The sequence below is a fragment of the Hyphomicrobium zavarzinii ATCC 27496 genome (assembly GCF_000383415.1).
GTDB classification, from domain to species: Bacteria; Pseudomonadota; Alphaproteobacteria; order Rhizobiales; family Hyphomicrobiaceae; genus Hyphomicrobium_C; species Hyphomicrobium_C zavarzinii.
Genome location: NZ_KB911255.1, coordinates 665,956 through 686,367, shown reverse-complemented (window position 1 = coordinate 686,367; position 20,412 = coordinate 665,956). Strand labels below are relative to the sequence as shown.

General features: G+C 65.0%; 20 protein-coding genes. 16 read left to right on the top strand and 4 right to left on the bottom strand.

The genetic code is table 11. The annotated features are described in order from the left end of the window. The first annotated feature begins 239 nt into the window (after positions 1-239). From ybaL to F812_RS0103140, 3 genes are all read left to right on the top strand, one after another. Positions 240-1,982, top strand: a complete 1,743-nt coding sequence (gene ybaL, locus F812_RS0103150; protein ID WP_020084506.1) for a YbaL family putative K(+) efflux transporter — start codon at positions 240-242, stop codon at positions 1,980-1,982. 227 nt (positions 1,983-2,209) lie between these two features. Then, positions 2,210-3,892: a methyl-accepting chemotaxis protein gene (locus F812_RS0103145; RefSeq protein ID WP_020084505.1), complete on the top strand. Its 1,683-nt coding sequence runs from the start codon at positions 2,210-2,212 to the stop codon at positions 3,890-3,892. Positions 3,893-4,139: 247 nt separating this feature from the next. Beyond that, on the top strand, positions 4,140-5,354 hold the full coding sequence (locus F812_RS0103140) for a site-specific DNA-methyltransferase (RefSeq protein ID WP_425337456.1): 1,215 nt from the start codon (positions 4,140-4,142) through the stop codon (positions 5,352-5,354). 221 nt (positions 5,355-5,575) lie between these two features. Here the strand turns inward: F812_RS0103140 and mutY are convergent, their stop codons facing one another. Further along, on the bottom strand, positions 5,576-6,682 hold the full coding sequence (gene mutY, locus F812_RS0103130; protein ID WP_245257613.1) for an A/G-specific adenine glycosylase: 1,107 nt from the start codon (positions 6,680-6,682) through the stop codon (positions 5,576-5,578). Between the two features lie 218 nt (positions 6,683-6,900). Between mutY and F812_RS22340 the strand changes: the two genes are divergently transcribed. The 9 genes from F812_RS22340 to atpF all read left to right on the top strand — a co-directional run bounded on the left by F812_RS22340 (position 6,901) and on the right by atpF (position 15,604). Further along, the gene (locus tag F812_RS22340) at positions 6,901-7,398 is read left to right on the top strand and encodes a DUF721 domain-containing protein (protein ID WP_198011122.1); all 498 of its coding nucleotides are present in this window, start codon (positions 6,901-6,903) and stop codon (positions 7,396-7,398) included. A 178-nt stretch (positions 7,399-7,576) separates the two neighbouring features. Beyond that, positions 7,577-8,254 carry a DsbA family protein gene (locus F812_RS0103120; RefSeq protein ID WP_020084500.1) on the top strand — a complete coding sequence of 226 codons (678 nt, stop codon included), beginning with the start codon at positions 7,577-7,579 and terminating at the stop codon, positions 8,252-8,254. Between the two features lie 56 nt (positions 8,255-8,310). Then, on the top strand, positions 8,311-9,165 hold the full coding sequence (locus F812_RS0103115) for a DsbA family protein (RefSeq protein ID WP_020084499.1): 855 nt from the start codon (positions 8,311-8,313) through the stop codon (positions 9,163-9,165). A gap of 73 nt (positions 9,166-9,238) precedes the next feature. Further along, positions 9,239-12,697 (top strand): chromosome segregation protein SMC, encoded by a 3,459-nt coding sequence (gene smc / locus F812_RS0103110; protein ID WP_020084498.1) that lies wholly within the window; start codon positions 9,239-9,241, stop codon positions 12,695-12,697. A 229-nt stretch (positions 12,698-12,926) separates the two neighbouring features. Then, a complete protein-coding gene (locus F812_RS0103105; protein WP_020084497.1) occupies positions 12,927-13,346 on the top strand; it encodes an AtpZ/AtpI family protein in 420 nt (139 codons plus the stop codon). Positions 13,347-13,408: 62 nt separating this feature from the next. Further along, a complete protein-coding gene (locus tag F812_RS0103100; RefSeq protein WP_020084496.1) occupies positions 13,409-14,125 on the top strand; it encodes a F0F1 ATP synthase subunit A in 717 nt (238 codons plus the stop codon). Positions 14,126-14,223: 98 nt separating this feature from the next. Then, entirely contained in the window at positions 14,224-14,448 is a 225-nt protein-coding gene (locus F812_RS0103095) for a F0F1 ATP synthase subunit C (protein ID WP_026867805.1), read from the top strand. Between the two features lie 84 nt (positions 14,449-14,532). Further along, positions 14,533-15,105, top strand: coding sequence for a F0F1 ATP synthase subunit B (locus F812_RS0103090; RefSeq protein ID WP_020084494.1), 573 nt, complete (start codon positions 14,533-14,535; stop codon positions 15,103-15,105). A gap of 7 nt (positions 15,106-15,112) precedes the next feature. Next, positions 15,113-15,604: a F0F1 ATP synthase subunit B gene (gene atpF, locus F812_RS0103085; RefSeq protein ID WP_020084493.1), complete on the top strand. Its 492-nt coding sequence runs from the start codon at positions 15,113-15,115 to the stop codon at positions 15,602-15,604. 107 nt (positions 15,605-15,711) lie between these two features. On the opposite strand, the gene F812_RS0103080 is transcribed toward atpF, so the two are convergent. Continuing rightward, positions 15,712-15,957 carry a hypothetical protein gene (locus F812_RS0103080; RefSeq protein WP_020084492.1) on the bottom strand — a complete coding sequence of 82 codons (246 nt, stop codon included), beginning with the start codon at positions 15,955-15,957 and terminating at the stop codon, positions 15,712-15,714. Between the two features lie 81 nt (positions 15,958-16,038). Next, positions 16,039-16,611, bottom strand: coding sequence for a LysE family translocator (locus F812_RS0103075; RefSeq protein WP_020084491.1), 573 nt, complete (start codon positions 16,609-16,611; stop codon positions 16,039-16,041). Positions 16,612-16,645: 34 nt separating this feature from the next. Here F812_RS0103075 and F812_RS0103070 point away from each other — a divergent pair, with 34 nt between their 5' ends. Then, complete coding sequence (locus F812_RS0103070) at positions 16,646-17,038, top strand: hypothetical protein (RefSeq protein WP_020084490.1); 393 nt, start codon at positions 16,646-16,648, stop codon at positions 17,036-17,038. Positions 17,039-17,047: 9 nt separating this feature from the next. Here the strand turns inward: F812_RS0103070 and F812_RS0103065 are convergent, their stop codons facing one another. Further along, on the bottom strand, positions 17,048-17,689 hold the full coding sequence (locus tag F812_RS0103065) for a hypothetical protein (RefSeq protein WP_156827194.1): 642 nt from the start codon (positions 17,687-17,689) through the stop codon (positions 17,048-17,050). A 185-nt stretch (positions 17,690-17,874) separates the two neighbouring features. Here F812_RS0103065 and ispH point away from each other — a divergent pair, with 185 nt between their 5' ends. The 3 genes from ispH to rnhA are packed head-to-tail and all read left to right on the top strand — an operon-like array spanning position 17,875 to position 20,344. Then, positions 17,875-18,864, top strand: a complete 990-nt coding sequence (ispH, locus tag F812_RS0103060) for a 4-hydroxy-3-methylbut-2-enyl diphosphate reductase (RefSeq protein ID WP_020084488.1) — start codon at positions 17,875-17,877, stop codon at positions 18,862-18,864. A 59-nt stretch (positions 18,865-18,923) separates the two neighbouring features. Beyond that, positions 18,924-19,895 carry a homoserine kinase gene (locus F812_RS0103055; RefSeq protein ID WP_020084487.1) on the top strand — a complete coding sequence of 324 codons (972 nt, stop codon included), beginning with the start codon at positions 18,924-18,926 and terminating at the stop codon, positions 19,893-19,895. Beyond that, positions 19,892-20,344 carry a ribonuclease HI gene (gene rnhA, locus F812_RS0103050; RefSeq protein ID WP_020084486.1) on the top strand — a complete coding sequence of 151 codons (453 nt, stop codon included), beginning with the start codon at positions 19,892-19,894 and terminating at the stop codon, positions 20,342-20,344. The genes F812_RS0103055 and rnhA overlap by 4 nt, the downstream gene beginning before the upstream one ends. Positions 20,345-20,412 lie beyond the last annotated feature (68 nt).

The window sequence follows — 20,412 nt, the reverse complement described above, 5'->3', positions numbered from 1 at the left end:
CCGGTCGGGCCACGCCCTCCGGCGCGGCGGAACCAAATCGTTTCCCGATTGGAAACATAAGTGCCTGACACGCAGCGCTTGCACGGAAACAAACGTGCACATGCAGCGAACCTACGGGCAGTTGTGCCTCAAAAGGCAACAACACGGCGCGCATCATACCTTGCGTTTTTGCGCCTCGCCTGAGATCGTTCGGTCACGCTCTTGTTCAACCTCCAGCAAATGGGGAAACGACCCGCCCGATGCCGCATCACACGCCGCTCATAGCGACGATTGTCACCGGTCTGGCTCTTGCCTTTGTCTTCGGCGCATTGGCCCATCGCCTGCGCATCTCGCCCCTAGTCGGATATCTGGTTGCCGGCATCGCGATCGGCCCCTACACACCTGGCTTCATTGCGGATCAGGGCCTCGCGAACGAGCTTGCCGAAATCGGCGTGATCCTCCTGATGTTCGGCGTCGGCCTCCATTTCTCCATGAAGGAATTATGGGCGGTACGGAACATCGCCGTACCGGGCGCCGTGGTGCAGATCGCGGTTGCGACACTCCTCGGCGCGGCCCTCGCGCACACCATCGGATGGTCGCCGGGCGCGGGCCTCGTCTTCGGATTGGCACTCTCGTGCGCCAGCACCGTCGTCCTCCTGCGCGCGCTTCAGGAGCGCCGCCTGATCACGACCGAGCGCGGCCAGATCGCGGTCGGCTGGCTGATCGTCGAGGATCTCGTGATGGTCCTCACCCTCGTTCTCCTGCCCGCCATAGCACCCCTTCTCGGCGGTCATCCGGACGGACAATCGGCCGGGTCATCCTCCGTCGACGTGAGCCAGCTCATGAAAACGGTGGCGCTGACCATTGGAAAGGTCTCCGCTTTCGTCGCCATCATGATGCTGGTCGGCAGGCGCGTCATTCCGTGGATCCTCCACTACACGGCCCACACCGGCTCGCGCGAGTTGTTCCGCCTCGCCGTGCTTTCGATCGCCCTCGGCGTCGCCTTCATCGCCGCCAACCTGTTCGGCGTCTCTTTCGCACTCGGCGCCTTCTTCGCAGGTCTCATCCTGAGCGAGTCCCAGCTTTCCCAGCAGGCGGCCAACGAAAGCCTTCCGTTGCGTGACGCGTTCGCCGTTCTCTTCTTCGTCTCGGTCGGCATGCTGTTCGATCCGAAGATCGTCATCGAGCAGCCGCTTGCCGTCGCCGCGACGCTTCTGATCATCGTCATCGGCAAATCTCTGGCGGCGCTCGCCATCGTCCGCGCCTTCGGCCATCCGCTCGGCACCGCCTTCACCATTTCGGCAAGCCTCGCGCAGATCGGCGAGTTCTCCTTCATCCTCGCGGCCCTCGGCATGAGCCTCGATCTGCTGCCCGCCGCCGGACGCGACCTCATCCTCGCAGGCGCACTGCTCTCGATCGTCCTGAACCCTCTCTTCTTCGTCGGCCTCGATCACCTGAAGCCCTGGCTCGAGAAGAAGGACGAGACGCATCCCGCGAACAATGCCGAGCCCGAGGAAGAGGAAGAGCCGGTTTCCGTTACCGATCTCGAAGGCCACGTGATCGTTGTGGGCATCGGCCGCATCGGCAAGCGGATCATCGATAATCTCGCGCCCAGCGCGAAGCCCCTCTACGTGATCGACGAGAACGAGGAGGAGATCAAACGCCTCCACGCCCGCAGCATCGAAGGCATCGCCGGCAGCGCGACGACGTTACTGCACGCAGCCAACCCCGCGAAGGCATCGGCCATGATCGTCGCCATCCCGAGCAACTTCGAAGCGGGACAGGCCATCGAGCAGGGCCGCGCCGCCAATGCCGCGATGCCGATCATCGGCCGCGCGCAGACCGAAGCGGAGGCGGATTATCTGCGCAGCTACGGTGCGACCCACGTCATCATCGGCGCCGACACGCTGGCCGATGCGCTCCTCGCGACATACCGCGCGACCGCGAGCGAGCAGCCACCGCCACCCGCAAGCCCTGAGCCGCCCCCCGAACCAAAAACCTGAGCGGACGAACGGTCCTCTCGCCGCATCGTTCCGGCTGCAGCGCCGGGCAAGAGCGTTGGCGCGCGCCGCGCAATGCCTTGCCCCGCAGCGCTGCGGCATCCCAATAAACGACGAATATTTATTGTTGTTATTCAATTAGTAACAGTGGACGGATAAAGTTTTACGTAATTTCGCAGGAACAATCAGATGATTTCCCGCGTGGGTTCCCCTGTTCATTTGGATAAGCAATGCTTCGCAACTTGAAACTGAAACACAAGGTCGTCGCGCTTATCGCCTTCCTTGCCCTTCTGCCCGTCGCCGGTGCCGCGCTCTCCTATCGCAGCCTCTCCGCCCAGAGCGAGGCGCAGGATCTCGCCATGCGCGCCAAGACCGGACAGATGTACCTCGAACGGATCAACGGTCTCGTCTACGCGATCGTCATGGACTCGCGCGGTATCTATATGTCGAGCGACTGGGCCTCGGCCGAGAGCTACGGCAACGGCCTGCTCAAAGGCGCCGCAGAGCTGGAGAAGACGACTCAGTTGTGGGATGAGACGGTCGTGGGCGAAAACCGCGAAGGCCTCGCCGATACGAAAGCCACCATCGCCGAGTTCATCAAATTCCGCACTGAGCTCGTTCGCCTCGCCCGCGAGGAGACGCTTTCCGCAGCGCGGGCATTCGGCGACAACGACGCCAACCGCGCAAATCGCAAATCCCTGAACGACAAGCTGCGCGGCCTCTCCGCGCACTACGAGACCTACGTCGAGACGACGAGCGTCGCCTCCGAAGCCGCACGCCAGGCCACGTTGCGCACACTTGCATGGACCAGCGCCATCTCCATTCTCACCCTGCTCGCGGGCATCTGGCTCGTGATCCAGCACCTCACGCGCCCGATCGAAGGCATGAAGCTCTCGATCCTCGACCTCGCCGCGGGCCATACCGATCGCGAGATCTACGGCACCGATCGCAAGGACGAGATCGGCGAGATCGCGGGCGCCGTGCTCGTCTTCAAGCAGAACATCATCGAGGCGGAGCGCCTCCGCGCCGAGCAGGCCGAGAGCGAGAAGCGCATCGCAGCCCAGCGTCGCGCCGACATGATGGACCTCGCCAATCGGTTCCAGGAGAGCGTCGGACGCGTGGTCGATACGGTCTCTGCCGCCTCGTCCCAGCTTGAAGCGGCAGCGGGTCAGCTCACCATGAACGCCGCTTCCACCCAGGAGCTTTCCGGCACAGTAGCCAGCGCCTCCGAGCAGACGTCGGTCAATGTGCAGGGCGTCGCCGCCGCATCGGAGCAACTCTCTTCCACGGTCCAGGAAATCAGCCGCCAGGTGCACGAAAGCTCGTCGATCGCCAACGACGCCGTGCGCCAGGCCGCCAAGACCAATGAGAACGTGATCGAGCTTTCGCAGTCGGCAGAGCGCATCGGCGCTGTTGTCGAGCTGATCAATCAGATCGCGGGACAGACCAACCTTCTGGCCTTGAACGCCACCATCGAGGCCGCACGCGCCGGCGATGCCGGAAAGGGCTTCGCGGTCGTGGCGCAGGAAGTGAAGGCACTCGCCGCGCAGACCGCAAAGGCCACCAGCGAGATCGGAAGCCAGATCCAGAGCATGCAGGCGTCCACGCGTGAGGCGGTCGACGCGATCAATGAGATCGCCTCCACCATCAACCGCATCTCGGCCGTCAGCAGCAACATCGCAGCCGCCGTCGAGCAGCAGGGCGCCACCACGCAGGAGATCAGCCGCAACGTGATGGAAGCCGCCAAGGGCACCAGCGAGGTCGCATCCAGCATCACGGCCGTGAGCCAGGGCGCATCCGAGACGGGCTCGGCGTCGAGCCAGGTTCTCGCCTCCGCCAAGTCTCTGTCGGGCGATAGCCGTACACTGAAAGTCGAGGTGGAGCGCTTCCTCTCGACCGTCCGCGCGGCGTGAGCCCCGGACAAAAAAATAACGCGCGCGCCCTAAGCCGCTGATCTTGAATCCAGATCCCAATCGCGCCGGTCCCACGACCGGCGCGATTGCTTTGTTCGCCTTCCGTTCGCCGCAAACCGATGCGAGTCCTGGCCCTGCCGAAACGTGAAAACATCCTTACGCATTAACCGAAAATTAACTCCCGCCATTTACATTCCATTAACCGTGGGACTGCTTTCTGGTCGCGTTGGGTTCGCTTCATGGATCCCTGGCATTTGTGGTTCTTCTTAGTGAGTTGCGTCGAATGGGTGTGCGTCGTCGTTCAAGTGCGGCTGCAGCGGGTCGCGGCGGCATGGCCAGAGATCGGTCTTTGGCCCGAAATCGAATCCTGGTGGGAGATTGCCTCGACCAGCTTCGTAGACTACCGGATGGAAGCGTAGATCTCGTCTTCGCCGACCCCCCTTACAATCTCCAGCTCTCGACCGAGCTTCTTCGCCCGAACAACACGCGCGTCGACGGCGTCGACGATGCCTGGGACAAGTTCGGCTCGTTCGAGGAGTACGACATCTTCACCCGCGCCTGGCTCTCGCAATGCCGCCGCGTGCTGAAGCCCGATGGCGCACTCTGGGTCATCGGCTCCTATCACAACGTATTCCGTTTGGGCGCCGCGCTCCAGGACATGGGCTTCTGGATCCTGAACGACGTCGTCTGGCGCAAAGTGAACCCGATGCCGAACTTCCGCGGCCGGAGATTCACCAACGCGCATGAGACGCTGATCTGGGCGGCTCGCGATCAGAAGTCGCGCTACACCTTCAACTACGAGAGCCTGAAGACGTCGAACGACGATCTTCAGATGCGCTCCGACTGGCTGTTCCCGATCTGCTCGGGCCCTGAGCGGCTGAAGGACGAAGGCGGCCGCAAGGCTCATCCGACGCAGAAGCCGGAAGCCCTCCTCCATCGCGTGCTTCTCGCCACCACCAATCCCGGCGACACCGTGCTCGATCCATTTTTCGGCACAGGGACCACTGGCGCGGTGGCCCAGCGCCTCGGCCGCAACTGGGTCGGCATCGAACGCGATCCGGACTATGCCAAGGCCGCCGAGGAGCGCATCGCGAAGATCGTGCCGCTGTCACCCTCGGCGCTTGAAACGCAGCCCTCGAAACGCAGCGAGCCGCGCGTGCCCTTCGGCACCATCGTCGAGCTCGGCATTCTGCGCGCGGGCTCGAAGCTCTACGACGAGCGCCGCAGCGTGCGCGCCGAGGTGAAGGCGGACGGCACGCTCGCCGTGCCCGGCAGCCGCGGCTCGATCCATCGTCTCGGTGCCGTCGTGCAGGGCAAGACCGCGTGCAACGGCTGGACGTTCTGGCACTACGAGCGCGAAGGCGTTCTGCACCCCATCGACACCCTGCGCGAGCGCGCCAAGGTGGAGCTTGGACTCTCCGAGGCGAAACCGGAGGTGCCTCACATCATCGCTGCCGAGTAGAACGCAACGAGAGCGTGCGATCGTTCGCCATAGAATTTGATCGCACGTCGCATCTCGAAAAGACCACGCCCTTCGATGGGATCCAAAGCGGCGATGGTCAAGCGCACTTGGCGCGGCAAACGGGACCCGGAGCAAAATCTGCAGCGGTCGGGTTTTTGCTTCGGGTCCCGGCCTAATTACCCCCAAAGGCTGCCCGTTGCCGGCTGCCTGCTGCCTCTCCCTCAATGCTCCTTGAGCGCGTGCGCGATCACCTTGCGCATCACCGAGGGCAAAGCGGCACTTCCGAGATCGCGGCGCGCAACCCACCGGCAACGCTCGGGGTCGGCCCAGAACGTCAGGCTGGATTCCGCGGGCACGATGGCGCGCAGGATCATCAGCTCCAGCCTGAAGTGCGTGAAGGTGTGGCTGACGACGCCCGGCACCTCCCACCAGTCCGCCTTCATCGGCTGAGCCGCGAGCGCGAGATCGACCGGCAGCCAGTCGTCCCCCCAATCGGTGGAGGGGACTTCGAGCATGCCGCCGAGCAGACCCGCCTCGGGCCTCTTGCGCAGCAGCACATGCCCATCCTCACGAAGCGCCAGAAATGCGATGCCATAGCGCACCGGACGATCCGGCTTCACGAGCTTGACGGGAAGCTGCTGCTCGATACCGAGCGCGTGCGCGTGGCAATCCTGCTGCAGCGGGCACATGAGGCACGAGGGCCGCTTCGGCGAGCAGACCGTCGCGCCGAGATCCATCATCGCCTGCGCGAAATCGCCGGCGCGCCGCTGTGGCGTGAGGCTTTCCGCGAGCCGTTTCAACTCGCGCTTGGCGGAAGGCAGCGGACGCTTGAAGGCGAACAGACGCGAGACGACGCGCTCGATGTTGCCGTCCACCGGAGTCGCCGCCTCGCCGAACGCGATCGCAGCGATTGCGGCTGCCGTGTAAGGCCCGATCCCTGGCAACTCACGCAGCGTCTCTTCCGTGCGCGGAAACTGCCCGCCGTGCTCCGCGACGACGGCCTGCGCGCACTTGTAGAGATTGCGCGCCCGCGAGTAGTAGCCTAGGCCCGCCCATGCGGCGAGAACGTCGTCGAGATCGGCGGCGGCGAGTTTATCCACCGAAGGCCAGCGCGAAAGGAAGCGCTCGTAATAGGGGATAACCGCCTTGACAGTAGTTTGCTGCAGCATGATCTCGCTGAGCCAGACGCGGTAGGGATCGGACCGCTTTCCCCGCTTGCTACGCCAAGGAAGATCGCGCCGCTCGCGGTCATACCAGTCGAGCAACGCCGCAACCGTATCCGGTCCGGCCGGTCGAAGTGGCAGTTGCCTGCGCGCAACAGCTTTCACCCAGTGCCCCCTTGAGAGCGCGTCTCCGGCTGAAGACGCCGCGAATCGATCTCTATGATGCTAGGGATCTGCAACAGCTCTGCATATGATGGCGACGTCGCGTGAACGCAAAGCTCACAGAAAAGCCACGAAAGAGATCGCTCCCGCATCCTGCGCGCCGGTCTCTTTCCCTTGCCCCGTCGGACACGCGCTTCGCCGTTCCGCAGGCAGCCCGCTTCGTGCCGGCCAAGGCGGTGGGCAGCTTCGTGCCGTCACTGACCCGCAAAGCGTTTGAGAAATTTGGCTTTTCGACAGCCACCCTGATCACGGACTGGCCCCGCATCGCCGGCGCCGAGCTTGCCGAATACACGGTGCCCGACCGGCTGAAGTGGCCGCGAGGCGTGGCGGGCGCCGAGAACGGTCTTGACGACGACCAAGGCGAGCGCCGCGCCGCGACCCTGATCCTGCGCGTCGATCCGGCCCGCGCACTCGACGTGGAATACCGAGCACGCCAGATCATGGATCGCATCAACGCCTATTTCGGCTATCGCGCCGTGGAGACGATCCGCCTGATCCAGGCCCCCGTCGAGACCAGCGGGCGAAAGGCGGCCCCGCCGTCCGCGAAAGCGCAGCTCCGGTCCGCGTCGGTGACAGAGGTTTCCGGCGACCCGCTGAGCGCTGCCCTGGCACGGCTGGAAAAGGGCGTCCTGAGAGACCAGGCCACCCGGCGCAAGTAAGGGCGCACACCCCGTTTAGGCGCGGCATCCCTGCGCATTCAAATAGCATTCAGCCTGGTTTTGCCTTAATCGGGGGCCGGGCCCATGTTATCAGCCAGACCCTGAACAAGAGGCGCCCGGACCGGCCGCGACAGCAAAGGCGAGCCTGGTCAGACGCGAACGCCATGAGGAGTGAACGATGGACGTGATGAGCCGGCTCGATCGCCGCCAGGCCCTGAAAGCCGGAACCGCCATAGCCGGGCTGGCCTTTTTGACCACCGCGTTTCCGGCCCTTGCCCAGCGCGCGCAGGGCCCCGCCGAGGTGCCCGTTGCCGAGCTGATGAAAGCCGGTGATCTGCCGGATCTCGCCATCGGACCCGAGGATGCCAAGGTCACCATCGTCGAATACGCCTCGATGACCTGCGGCCACTGCATGCACTTCCACACCAAGGTCTTTCCGGAGCTGAAGAAGAAGTACATCGACACCGGCAAGATCCGCTTCATTTTCCGCGAGTTCCCGCTCGATGCGCGCGCATTCGCAGCCTCCATGCTCGCCCGCTGCGCCGGCTCCACCGAGAAGTCGCTGGCTCTCGTCAGCGCGCTGTTCGAAACGCAGGAGACCTGGGCCTTCGTGAAGGAGAACCCCACGCCGAAGCTGTTCGAGATCGCCAAGCAGGCGGGCTTCACACAGGAAAGCTTCGACAAGTGCCTGACCGACCAGAAGCTCTTGGATCAGCTCACCGCCATCCACACGCGCGCCAACACCGTGTTCGGCGTGAACGCGACGCCTTCGTTCTTTATCAACGGCAAGCGCCTCCAGGCTGCGCCGTCGATCGAGGAGTTCGACAAGGTGCTCGAGCCGCTGCTCGCGGGCTGATCACGCGGCAGGCCGGTTGATGGGGCCGGTCGAAGGGAAACGGGAGCGCACACGCGATGGGTCAGGCCCCGGCAAAGATGGCGAGAGCGAAAACAGTTGCTCTCGCCCTTGCGGCGAGCCTGATCCTGGCGGCCTGCTCCGGAAACGGCCCTGGCTTTCCCGGCCTTTCGGCAACGGACGGGGCCTCGTCCACATCCGCCGAAACATCCGCGTCGGGGAGCCCATACCCCGATGCGGCCGCTGGCGCCAAGCCGGTCGGGGACGCGCCCATCAGTCCGTTCGGGCATATCCCCGATCCATCCCAGGGCGGCCGCCAGGTCATTCAGAACCCGACCATCGCGGAGATCATGGCCACCGGTCCCTTGCCGGAAATGGCCATCGGCCGGCAGGACGCGCCGGTCACCATCGTCCAGTACGCGTCGCTGACCTGTCCACATTGCCGCAGCTTCCATCAGACCACATTCCCGGAGCTGCAAAGCACCTATATCAAGACCGGCAAGGTGCGCTTCATCCTGCGCGAGTTTCCCATCGGCAAGCAGTCCGGCAACGCCACCATCGCGTTGCGCTGCGCCCCGCCCGATAAGTACTTCGAGCTCTACGGGAAATTCATGGACCAGCAGAACGCCTGGGTGTCCCAGGAAGTTCGCCTGGAACCCATCTTCGCCGTCGCCAAGCAGGTGGGGATGACGCAAAGCCAGTTCGATGCGTGCCTGAAGAATCAGGCCATGATCGATGGATTGAAGTGGGTCAAGGAGCGCGGGCGGACACTCGGCATCATCGGAACGCCGATGTTCTTCGTGCAAGGCAAGCTCGTGAAGAAGACGCTCACCATGAGCGAGATCCGCGAGCTGGTCGAGCCGCTGCTGGCCGCGCCGCAGGCGTCCGCCGCGGGCGCGGTGCGCACGCCCTGATCGTTCCACCCGCCGCATACGGCCCGCCACATACGGGAGGTGTGCACGGGATGAGTGGGATTAGACGCACGATATGAAGATCAGCCGCCTCAGGCTTCTCGGGTTCAAGTCCTTCGTCGAGCCGACGGAGCTGATCATCGAGTCCGGCCTCACCGGCGTCGTGGGGCCGAACGGCTGCGGCAAATCCAATCTGCTCGAAGCGCTTCGCTGGGTCATGGGCGAGACCTCGCACAAGTCCATGCGCGCCGCCGCGATGGACGACGTGATCTTCTCCGGCACCACCTCGCGGCCCGCGCGCAATGTGGCCGAGGTGACGCTCTTCCTCGACAACCATGAGCGCAAGGCGCCCGCCGAGTTCAACGACAGCGACCTCATCGAGATCACGCGCCGCATCGAGCGCGAGGCCGGCTCCGCCTACCGCATCAACGGGCGGGAAGCACGCGCCCGCGACGTCAAGATCCTGTTCGAGGACGCCGCTACCGGCGCGCGGTCGCCCGCCCTCGTCCGCCAGGGGCAGATCTCCGAGATCGTCAACGCCAAGCCCGAGCAGCGCCGCCGCGTGCTGGAGGATGCCGCCGGCATCGCGGGTCTCCACAGCCGCCGCCACGAGGCGGAGCTGCGCCTCAAGGGCGCCGAAAGCAACCTCGCCCGCCTCGCCGACATCATGGGCCAGCTCGGCTCGCAGATCGAAAGCCTGAAACGCCAGGCGCGCCAGGCGCGCCGCTACAAGGACCTTTCCGAGGAGATCCGCCGCGCGGAGGCCCTCCTCGCCCACCTGTCGTGGATCGAGGCCCAGACGCTCGTCCAAACCGAGGAGCACAACTTCGCGGAAGGACTGGCCTTGCTCGGCCGCGTCACCGAGGATGAGGCTAAGGCCCTGCGCCTCGAAGCCGAGCTCGCCGAATCCATCCCGCCCCTGCGCGACAAGGAAGCCGAGCGCGGCGCCGCCCTGAGCCGCATCAAGATCGAGACCGAGGGCCTCGCGAAGGAGGCCCAGCGCTGCAACGAGCGGCGCCAGGAGCTGAGCAAGCTCGCGGGCGAGCTGGAGAAGGATCTCGCACGCGAGGCCGTTCTGATCTCCGAAGCGAAGGAGATCCTTGCTGGCTTCGACGTGGAAACCTCCGCCCTCGAAGCGGCCGACATCGAGGCCGAGGCCGCGGAGGATCACATCCTGGCCGCCGAGGAAGAGGCGACCGCCGCCCTCGCCGCCGCCGAAAAGGAGCTGGCCGTCGTCACCGAGCGCGCGGCCGAAAGCCGGGCGCGCCGCAAGTCGCTCGAAGGCCAGGAGGCCGAGCGCCGCGCCACCATCGCCAAGCTCGACGCGAAGCTCACCGCGCTTCAGCGCGATACGGAAGCCGCCGCGGCGGGAGCACCCGATTCCCTGAAACTCGCCGCGATCACCGAGCAGGGCCAGCGCCTCGCCCGCGAGATCGCGGTCATCGAAACAACCACCCTCGAAGCCGAGGAGAAGCTCGGAGATCTTGCCGAAACCGCGCGCGTGCGCAGCAATGAGCTGCAGCACGCCCGCATGGCGCTGTCGACCCTCGTCACCGAGCGCGAGACGCTCCACAAGCTCGTGATGCCGGCCTACGAGGAAGGCATGCCGCCCGTGGTCGAGCACCTCACGGTCGCGCCGGGATACGAGGCCGCTCTCGTTGCCGCCTTGGGTGACGACCTGGACGCTCCCGTGCATGAGGACGCGCCCGTGCGCTGGCGCCTGATCGAGGTGAAACCCGACGACGAGGCGCTGCCCGCCGATGCGGAACCGCTGAGCCTTCACGTCGGCGCGCCGCCCGAGCTGACACGCCGCCTCCGCCAGATCGGCGTCGTCTCCCGCGAGCTCGGCGCGCGTCTTCAGCCGCACCTGAAACAAGGCCAGCGCCTTGTCAGCCGCGAAGGCGATCTCTGGCGGTGGGACGGGTTCATCGCAGTAGCTGGCGGCATGACGCCGGCCGCTCAGCGTCTCGCCGAGCGCAACCGCCTCGCCGAGATGTTCGAGCGCGAGAAGGTCGCCCGCGCCGACGTCCAGCGCCTCACCGCCCTCGACCAGGAGGCGGCCACCGCTCACGCGGCAGCGGCCAACGAGGAGAAGCGGCTCCGCGCGCTCTGGCGCGAAACCCAGACCAATCTCGTCACCACGCGCGAGGCCCTGAGCGCCATCGAGCGCCAGGCGCGCGAAACGGAAGCCAAGCTGCACGCAGTTGCCGAAGCGCGCGAGCGCGCGGAAGCGGACCGCAGGGAAGCCCAGGCCGCGCTCGATCATATCGAGGACGAATTCGCAAGGCTCGACGCCGAGGACGATCCGGCCGCGCGCCTCCCGGAAGTCCAGAAGGCCGCTCAGGATCGCCGCACGGCCCTCTCCGTCGCGCAGTCGCGCGTCGCCACCCATGCGCGCGAGCGGGAGACGCGCAAGCGCCGCGCTGAAACCATCGTCGCCGAGCGGACCCGCTGGGCCACCCGCAGCCAGAGCGCCATGGAGCACATCGCAGCGCTCGAGGAGCGGCTCGCCAAGACGAAGGGCGACATCGCTGCGCTGGAGGAAGTGATTCCCGCGCTCGACGATCGCCGCCAGAGCCTGCTCGGCGCACTCGCTGATGCGGAAGAAGCCCGCAACGCCGCGGCCGACGACCTCGCCCGCGCCGACAACGCGCTGCGCGCCGCAAGCCAGAACCTGCGCGAGCTGCAAGCCGCCGTCGCCTCCGCGCGCGAAGGACGCGCCCGTATCGAGACTCGTCTCGAAGGCGCCCGCACGCGCCGCCAGGAGGAAGCCCGCCGCATCCGCGAGGCTCTGAACGTCAATCCGGACGAATGCCTCGGCCTTGCCGGGCTCGCCCCCGATACCGCGCTCCCGGCCCTCGCCGAGGCCGACCGCAGCCTTCAGCGCCTCAAGGCCGATCGCGAGCGCCTGGGCGGCGTCAATCTGCAGGCGGACGACGAACTCAACGCGTTCCTCGAGCAGATGAGCACGATGGAGACCGAGCGCAACGACGTGGAGCAGGCCATTGCCAAGCTCCGCGGAGCCATTGGCCAATTGAACCGCGAAGGCAAGAAGCGCCTCGACGAGGCCTTCGAGACCGTCAACGGCCACTTCCAGCGCCTGTTCACCACCCTCTTCGGCGGCGGCGAGGCCCGGCTCGAGATGATCGAGGGCGAGGACCCGCTGGAGAGCGGCCTCGAAATCATCGCCAAGCCGCCGGGCAAGAAGCCCGCAACGTTGTCTCTACTCTCCGGCGGCGAGCAGACCCTCACCGCCCTCTCGCTCATTTTCGCGGTGTTCCTCACCAACCCCTCGCCTATCTGCGTGCTGGACGAGGTGGACGCGCCTCTCGATGACGCGAACGTGGACCGCTTCTGCACGCTGATGGAGAAAATGTCGGAGGAAACGGCCACCCGCTTCCTCGTCATCACCCACCATCCCATGACCATGATGCGCATGAACCGCCTGTTCGGGGTGACCATGGCTGAAAAGGGCGTGTCCCAGCTCGTCTCGGTAGACCTCGAGACTGCCAAATCCTTCCGCGAGGCGGGCTGATTCCCTGAGTTTCTCTGGTCTTTTGCGCGGTTTGGCCAAAAGCCGGCCTCGTGAGGACCACGACCATGCCCCCTAAGTAGCAGCGTCCCAGCCTGCGCCGTTTAGCCATACCCCGCCTAGCTCTGCAAAAATGTGGCCTTTGCTTGACACCGCTTAAGCTCCGGCTATGGTGCGCGCCGTTGGTAATCCGGCCGTTTCAGCCCACAGTCTGGCACGGACAGGGGAAGCTATGTCGACGCCGAGTGATGACGAAAAACCGGCTCGCGGCGAGATCTCCCCCGAAGAGCGGGAGGCGTTCAAGAAGCGCGCTTCCGATCTTGGTGCTCGACTTGAGCAGGTCAAGGCGGAGGCCCGTGCAAAGCGCGGTCCTGAGCCTGGTGACCGGGCGCGAGGCGCGGCCATGGGCCAGGCGATGAAAATCGCCATCGAGCTCGTTGTCGGCATCGCAGTCGGCGGGTTCATCGGCAAGGTGCTGGACGACCAGTTCGGCTCGGCACCTTGGTTATTGATTTTGTTCCTGATGCTCGGTTTTGCTGCCGGCCTCTTGAACATTGTGCGTACCGCCCGGCGCCTGCAGGCCGAGGCAGAACCGCTTCAGCGCAACGCGAAGGCGGTTCCCGATGACGACGAAGAAGACGACCGGAAGTAGGGGACGGAACATTGGCTGAAGCGGCAGAAGTGGCGGGTCATGCGGCCGAGCACCATGGGCCCATGGCGCAGTTCGAAATCAAGCGCCTCGTGCCGCTTGAGCTTTTTGGCTACGACATCTCGTTTACGAACGCCTCGCTGTTCATGGTGCTGGCGCTCGTTCTGATTTCCGGCTTCCTCATCTTCGCGATGACCGGCCGTTCGCTGGTCCCGAGCCGCATCCAGTCCATCGCCGAAAGCGTCTATGAGTTCGTCGCAGGCATCGTCCGCGAGAACCTGGGCGAGGAAGGCATGCGCTACTTCCCCTGGGTGTTCTCGATCTTCATCTTCATTCTCACGCTGAACATGCTCGGCATGATCCCGGGCTCCTTCACCGTGACGAGCCACATCATCGTGACCTTCGCGCTCGCCGCCATGGTCTGGATCGTGGCGACGGGCATCGGCTTCGCTCGCCACGGCCTCGGCTATCTCAAGCTGTTCGTCCCGCACGGCGTTCCGATCTGGCTGATGCCGCTGATCGTGCCGATCGAGATCGTGTCCTACCTGATCCGTCCCATCAGCTTGTCCGTCCGTCTGTTCGCGAACATGATGGCCGGCCACACCATGCTGAAGGTGTTCGCGAGCTTCGCCGTGAGCCTGCCGTTCGTCGCCAAGGCGTTTCCGGTTCTGTTCACCGCGGCATTCACCGGCCTCGAGTTTCTCGTGGCCTTCCTTCAAGCCTTCATCTTCACCGTGCTGACCTGCATCTACCTCAACGATGCGGTCAACATGCACCACTGATTAGCGCCGTAGGCCGGGTTTGGCACTTCTGCCGGGCCTGGAGCAAAGCGTGCCGTTCACAGTTCGAAACCCACTCAAAACTCTAAATGGAGACGACCATGGATCCCCAGGCAGCAAAGTTCATCGGCGCCGGCCTCGCCTGCTTCGCCCTCATCGGCGCTGGCATCGGCATCGGCAACATCTTCGGCAACTACCTGTCGGGCGCGCTCCGCAATCCGTCGGCTGCTCCGGGCCAGTTCACGAACCTGCTGATCGGCTTCGCTCTTGCTGAAGCGACGGGCCTCTTCGGCCTTCTGATCGCTCTGATCATCCTCTTCGGTTGATCCTATCTTCGGCGGCAGGCCTGAGATCCGGGGTAGACCTGTGATCTGAGGCCCGCTGTCGACTACTCCACCTGGAGAAGACCAATGATCGCAGCGATGACCGTGCTCGCCGCGGAGTTGCCCGGAATTGCCACCGACGTGGCCGAGGCACTCGACGAGCACAAGTCCGGCGGCCTGCCGCAGCTCAATCAGCCGGATTTCGCGCCGCAGCTCTTCTGGCTCGCCCTCACCTTCGTGCTTCTGTACGTGATCATGAAGCGCGTTGCGCTCCCGCGCATCGGTGAAGTGATCGAGGAGCGGAAGGATCGTATCCAGCGCGATCTCGCGGCAGCCGAGCGTCTCAAGGGTGAAACCGAGAAGGCGCTTCAGGCTTACGAGAAGGCCCTGGCTGACGCTCGTTCGAACGCAACCTCCATCGCCCGGCAGACGCGTGACTCGCTGAACGCCGAAGTCGACAAGGAGCGTAAGGCGATCGAGGATCAGCTCGCCAAGAAGCTGAGCGACGCGGAAGCGAGCATCACCGCCACCAAGGACAAGGCGCTGGCGAGCGTCAAGGACATCGCGGGCGACACGGTTGTGTCGATCGTGAGCGCGCTGACCAACCTCTCCGTTTCCAAGGATGAGGTGAACAGCGCCCTGGCCGCATCGGAGAAGTGAGGACGCCATGTTCAATCCCGCTTATCCCGAATTCTGGGTCCTGATCTCGTTCACGCTGTTCGTCGCCGTTCTCGTCTGGAAGGGCGTGCCCGGCCTGATCGGAAAGGCTCTCGATCAGCGTGCGGTCGCAATCCGCACCGAGCTGGATGAGGCACGCCGCCTGCGTGAGGAGGCTCAGCAGCTCCTGGCTGACTATCAGCGCAAGAGCCGCGAGGCCGAGGACGAGGCCAAGTCGATCGTCGAGACCGCCAAGCGTGAGGCAGAGCGTCTTGCAGCCGAGACCCGCAAAGCTCTCGCCGAGCAGGTCGAGCGCCGCACCAAGGCTGCCGAGGAGAAGATCGCCCGCGCCGAAGCTCAGGCCGTCAGCGACGTGCGCGCCGCTGCCGTCGATCTCGCGGTCAAGGCGTCGGAAAGCATCTTGAAGACCAAGATCGCCGGAGACACCTCGAACTCGCTGACCGACGCCGCAATCCGCGACCTCAAGGGCAAGCTGAACTGAGTTCCGCTGTGTCGCTCTAAGAAATATGTCGCTCTAAGACACATGAAAGCCGGGCTTCATCGCCCGGCTTTTTTGTTTGGCCTCAGAGCAGCGCAATGAGGGTCGCACTAAGTGCCGAGACTGTGCCCCTCCACGGAAGCATGCTCCCGCTGCCAGCGCGAACGCAAGCGCGGTGCAATGTACCAGCTCACAAACGGCGAGATCACGAAGCTCGCGACGATCACGGCGGGCAGCAAGACGGCGGCGTTCACCTGGAGAGCCGGGATCGAGAGCACAGCCACCGCGCCCACACCGAACAGGACCGCGTTGACGGGCAGGAACACAAGCGCTGCGATAGCGGTACGCGTTCTCATGACAAATCTCCTTTGCCATTCGAACGCTTGAAGATGAGGGTCGTTCCGAACGTCTGATCCAGATCTGCCGCTAGATTCGATCTATCCCCCGCTCGCCACGATCAGCCCCGCGAAGCAGGTCAGCACCAGCGCCGACACACGCGGGATGGCGCGGGAGGCCTGTCCGGAAGCCATCGCCCGCCCGGCCACGCGGCCAACCGCGATCCAGGATAACCCCGCCACCGCGACGAACGCCGCAAAGGCGAGGAGGTAAGGCACCACATTCGCGGACGAGAACGGAATGACGCCGAACGCAAAAACAATGGCTTTCGGATTGAGCAGCGTGGTGATGAAAACCCGTCCGGCTGGCACACCCGCCGGCGCTCCCCGGAGCCCCTCGCGCCGGGTCCACAGCTCGAACGCCGCATAGAGCAGATAGGCACCGATCGCAACGCGCAGCAGCGTGGTGATCGCCGGAGAAGCCGCGAGCACCGGTCCCAGCAGGGCGTGCAGGCATCCGATCGCGATCAGATACCCCGCCACCTCGGCGCCGATCAGCGGAAGCGACCGGCGCCAGCCCACGAGCGCGCCGGAGGCCGCCAGGAGCGTATTCGTCGGTCCTGGCGTGCCGAGGATCGCGAGAACGGCGAGAGAAAAGGCGATAGGATCATGCATGTTGCCACCCTGATGGCAGCATCCGAGCCGAGTCTTGATCTGGATCAGACCGCACAGCGTGCACTCGCCAGGTCACACCTATCTTCTGGACGAAAATCCGATGCCGCACGAGATCGAATGGCTGGCGCCGTGGTACGCAATCGAGGATCCCGGCGTCCACGCCGGGCTCGAGCGGCAGCTTCGCGTCGAGATGTCGGAGAGGCACGTGCTGGCAGGCGAGAGCGTTCGCCTCCTGGCCCGCCGCGAAGATACGGATGACGCCCTCTTCGCCCTCACAGGCGGACGCGTTGCAGAGGTGCATATGACGTGGCGCCAGAGCGCCGAGCCGGACCCGCGCTGGCCAGCGACCGCCATCTTCGAGTCGCTCGATGAATGGGCCCGCGACAGCATGCGTCCGCTGCACGCGGAGCTGTCTCGTTTGCGGTGAGAGAGCGGGCTATCCCGCGTTTGGCGTGTTGCGGTCGAAGCCGACGTAGACTTCGAACTCGCCGGGGCGCGCGCCTTCGGGCACATCGAAGGTCACTGTGCGAACGGCCGAGAAATAGCCGATCGGATTCTCGACCGCGACCGTCGCATCCACGCGCAGCTTGTCCGTCGTGAGCCGCTCGCGCTTCGCGTCGGTGACGAACACATTGATCGGCATGGAGATCGGCCCCGACTGACCGCGAGGCCCCAGCAGGATGCGGCCCGAGAAGCCGTACTTCACCGTCACCTGCGTGCCGTTTATCGTGCATTCGCGCGCGGTCTTGGTGATCTCGCCGCGATGCATGATGGCAAGACCGTCGCCCACCCGGCCCGTCTCGTAGATCGTGAGGTGGCTGTCACGCGGCCAGGTCAGGAAGCGCGGGCAGCCCGGTTGCGCGTCGCCACCCGAGAACTGAGGCGCACTGTCGCCGCCCGCCTTCGCGGCCGCGATCAGATCCTGCTCGCTGACGCCCGTGGGCTCGGCCCCGGAGGATCCGCCGCCGAAAATGCTGGTTCCGAGGCCGGAGGTGACGGACGACATGCCGCATCCCCCGAGCGCGAGCGCGGCAGCAAGGGCGGCCGCGGTCGAAACCGCGCCTTTGACCTTTGTCATGACGGATTGCGCCATCCCGCTCCGATCCGCATAATCCCCCAGAACCGTCCGCGCGTCGCGAGAACGACCCAAGCTCGTCGCATCGTTTCTAGTCCAGGACGAACGACTCAAGCTCTATCATCCCTATCTTGAACCATAAAGCGGCCGCTCCCTTTTTGGCCCACACGACCCGAGGACAAGTCCAAATGGCCTCTTCCAGCGCCGAGCACGACCAAGCAAAGCGTCCGGCCCTGAACGTTCTCCTGGCCGCCCCCCGCGGCTTCTGTGCGGGCGTCGACCGTGCGATCCAGATCGTCGAGCTGGCATTGGCCAAGTTCGGCGCGCCGGTCTACGTACGCCACGAGATTGTCCATAACCGATATGTCGTGGAATCCCTGAAGGCTAAAGGTGCCGTTTTTGTGGAGGAACTGGACGAGATCCCCGACACCGACCAGCCTGTGATCTTTTCGGCACACGGGGTGCCCAAGTCCGTGCCCCTGGCCGCAAAATCCCGCAATCTTTTCTCGATCGACGCCACCTGCCCGCTGGTTTTCAAAGTGCATACCGAGGCGAGCCGCCATCACGCGGAAGGCCGCAAGATCGTTCTGATCGGCCATGCGGGCCACCCGGAGGTGGAGGGCACCACAGGCCAGCTCCCGCCGGGCTCGGTAACCTTGATCGAGACGGCCGCCGACGCAGAGACCTTCGAGCCTGAGGACGCCTCCCGCCTCGCCTACGTGACGCAGACGACCCTCTCCGTGGACGACACAGCCGACATCGTGGCGATCCTGAAGCGCCGCTTCCCGGCCATCGTCGGCCCCCACAAGGAGGACATCTGCTACGCCACGACCAACCGCCAGGCAGCCGTGAAGGCCATTGCCGGCAAGGTCGGCCTCACCATCGTCGTCGGCGCGCCGAACTCGTCGAACTCGCTGCGTCTCGTCGAGGTCGCCGAACGGTCGGGCTGCCCGAAAGCCATTCTCATCCAGCGCGCTTCCGATATACCCTGGCCTCTGTTCGACGGCGTCGAGGCCGTCGGCATTACGGCCGGCGCCTCCGCCCCGGAGACCCTTGTCGACGAGGTGCTGGACGCGCTGAACGCCCGCTTCGCCATCTCCGTCGAGCAGGTGAGAACGGCTAACGAGCGCATCGCCTTCAACGTCCCCCGCGAGTTGCGCGAGCCTGCCGACGCCTGATACACGGGGAAACCCTTCGCACCTCGGCCCCTCATCCAGTCACCGAAAAAGCAAAACCTATGGCCGTTTATACGGAAGTGACGGACGACGAGCTCGCGCGGCTGATCGCGGGCTACGATCTCGGCGCGCTGCTCTCCTACAAGGGCATCGCCGAAGGCGTCGAGAACACCAACTACATGGTGCACACGAGCGAAGGCACCTTCATCCTCACGCTCTACGAGCGCCGCGTCGACACGGCGGACCTGCCGTTCTTCCTAGGCCTCCTGGAGCATCTGAACCGGAGAGGCATCTCCTGCCCGTTGCCGGTTCGCAATCGCAACGGCGAGGTGCTGACGGAAATCTCCGGCCGCACCGCCGCCATCGTCACCTTCCTCGAAGGGGTCTGGCCGCGCCGCCCGCGCGTCGAGCACTGCGCGGAAGTGGGACGCGCACTCGCGGGCCTTCACCTCGCGGGCAAGGATTTCGCTCTGACGCGCCGCAACGCGTTGGGCCTCGAAGGCTGGCACGCGCTGTTCGACCGCTTCGCCCCGCGCGCGGACGAGATCGCGCGCGGCCTCGGCAATCTCATCGCCTACGAGCTGGCCTATCTGGATCGCGCCTGGCCAAAAGACCTTCCCTCCGGCGTCATTCACGCCGACCTTTTTCCGGACAACGTGTTCTTCATCGGCGACAAGCTGTCCGGCCTCATCGACTTCTACTTCGCCTGCAACGACGCCTGGGCCTACGATCTCGCAATCTGCCTCAACGCATGGTGCTTCGAAGCTGACTTCGCCTTCAACGCCACCAAGGCCCGCGCGCTCCTCTCCGCCTATCAGAGCGCGCGCCCCCTCACCGAGGCCGAGTACGAGGCGTTTCCTACGCTCGCACGTGGCGCGGCGCTTCGCTTCCTGCTCACCCGCTCCCACGATTGGCTGCACACGGACCCTAACGCCCTCGTGAAGCCCCACGATCCGAACGCTTACGTTCGCCGCCTGAGGTTCCATCAGGAGGTGAACTCGCCGGGCGAATACGGATTGGAGAGGGTGCGATGAGCGGGACGAAGAAATCGATCGAGATCTACACCGACGGCGCCTGCTCCGGAAATCCGGGCCCGGGCGGCTGGGGCGCGATCCTCATCTGGGGCGATCACCGCAAGGAGATCAAAGGCGGCGAGGCCGAGACCACGAACAACCGCATGGAGCTGATGGCGGCGATCTCCGCACTCGAAGCGCTGAAGACAGGCGTCGAGGCGGATCTCTACACGGACAGCGCCTACGTGCGGAACGGCATCTCGAGCTGGATCCACGGCTGGAAGCGCAACGGCTGGCGCACCGCCGACAAGAAGCCGGTCAAGAACGTGGAGCTGTGGCAGCGCCTCGAGCAGGCGCTCTCCCGCCACAAGGTGACCTGGCACTGGGTGAAGGGCCACGCCGGACATCCCGAGAATGAGCGCGCAGACGAGCTTGCGCGCGAAGGCATGGCCGAGTTCAAACGCCGGTAGCTATTGTTTCCAATCCAGCCGGCCCCACCGCGACGGAAGTTCTTTCCGAGCGGCATGGTGCGTAATCC